Consider the following 1407-nt stretch of genomic DNA (forward strand, 5'->3'; position numbering starts at 1 on the left):
CCCGCCGGCTGTGCCGCGTCTTCAGCAGTTCGTCCTGACCGTTGTAGCTGTACTGCCGGTCCGTGAACGTGTCCGGTACCACCCCGCGCATCCCGCTGTATGTCTCCCTGCGCTTCAGTCGCCCGGCTCTGCCCGTCGTGCTGCCAGCGCAGTATCTGACCAGCCACAACGACACGCCGGTGATCAAGATCAGCGCCAAATGGCTGAGAGAAGCGGGATTTGAGATCGGCACGGGCGTTACCGTGAAGATCTCGGAAGGCTGCCTGATCCTGCTTGCGGATAACAACGAAGTACAGGAACTGCGGGAGGAACTTTATCAGGTTAAACAGGTGGTTAAGGGGATGCGGAACGGAATGTTTAGTGTACTGAACGAGAGTTGGATAATAAAAAAGCCGGGAAGATTTTATTATTCTCGGCTATATTTAATTAATAACTCTGAGATAATTTTTCTATGAAATCATCAAATGAGTCAGAGATGAGTGCTAAGTCTTTTTCATCCATTAACCATATATATACTTTTCCATAATCATTACACTTCAATGAAAGTAAAAAACAATTACCACCTTCATCATAAGCAAAAGGGATCATGTTTTTTAAACTAGGATAGTCATCAATTAAATCAGAATAAACATCCTCTATAGGCAAATCCCCATACTTAATTGGGTTGAAGCCACCTAATAAAAAAAAGTTACTCTCACCATTATCAAGCGGATATCCGCCATTAAATTTTATGTAAAAATTATTAAACGAAAATGGAACCTTTCCATCAAAGGCTCTGTTGAATTCATCCAACTCATCGGGAGATAATTTCCTCTCAGATTCTTCAAGAATTAACTGCATAATCTACCACCTTTTCTGGCCGGGAATGTATAGCTCTTACCGGTTGCTTTCTTATACTGACTGACACCACCAGAATGACTTATTCCTTGATGTGCTCCCTGTTTAATAAGTTGCATAGTACCTTTATTTGTCTCGGCATTATAATCATCAAGATGATGCCAGACATACCCCCTTGGTGTTGTCTTTTGATTTAGTCCGGCCTTCATATTAGCGGCTTCAAAATCTTTAAGATAATCTCCTGTATATTCAATAGTAACGATAGGGTTAACTCCGGGTCGTTTATTATATAACGCATTACTATCTGAATAGTCTAAACCGCCGCTAGAAGTTCTTGTTACCCCTGTATAACCGCGATCTTCTAATTTAGCTATTGGATCTACAGCAAGTCCTAAAGGATCGATCCAACTTAACGGATTCGGCGCATACGCATACAGGTTTAACCCACCCGCCAGCCCTATCGGGTCCGTTACTATGAACCGCCCGACATCCGGATCATAGTAACGGTGCAGATTGTAGTGCAGCCCCGTTTCCCTGTCGAGGTACTGTCCCTGGTAACGCAGGTTCTGT

2 protein-coding genes and 1 pseudogene are annotated in these 1407 nt (G+C 43.6%); 1 reads left to right on the forward strand and 2 read right to left on the reverse strand.

Annotated features, from left to right (window positions below):
• Window positions 1–137 precede the first annotated feature (137 nt).
• A pseudogene (locus C7B16_RS24150) lies at window positions 138–377 on the forward strand (SymE family type I addiction module toxin); the annotation flags it as partial.
• Between the two features lie 49 nt (window positions 378–426).
• On the opposite strand, the gene C7B16_RS24155 reads toward C7B16_RS24150, so the two are convergent.
• Both C7B16_RS24155 and C7B16_RS24160 read right to left on the reverse strand, forming a co-directional pair.
• Window positions 427–840 (reverse strand): SMI1/KNR4 family protein, encoded by a 414-nt coding sequence (locus C7B16_RS24155; RefSeq protein ID WP_105264056.1) that lies wholly within the window; start codon window positions 838–840, stop codon window positions 427–429.
• On the reverse strand, window positions 831–1407 hold a 577-nt coding region (locus C7B16_RS24160; protein ID WP_181244205.1), incomplete at its 5' end, for an RHS repeat-associated core domain-containing protein. The genes C7B16_RS24160 and C7B16_RS24155, both read right to left, overlap by 10 nt.

The sequence above is a fragment of the Escherichia sp. 20412-1 genome (assembly GCF_003027595.1).
GTDB classification, from domain to species: domain Bacteria; phylum Pseudomonadota; class Gammaproteobacteria; order Enterobacterales; family Enterobacteriaceae; genus Escherichia; species Escherichia marmotae.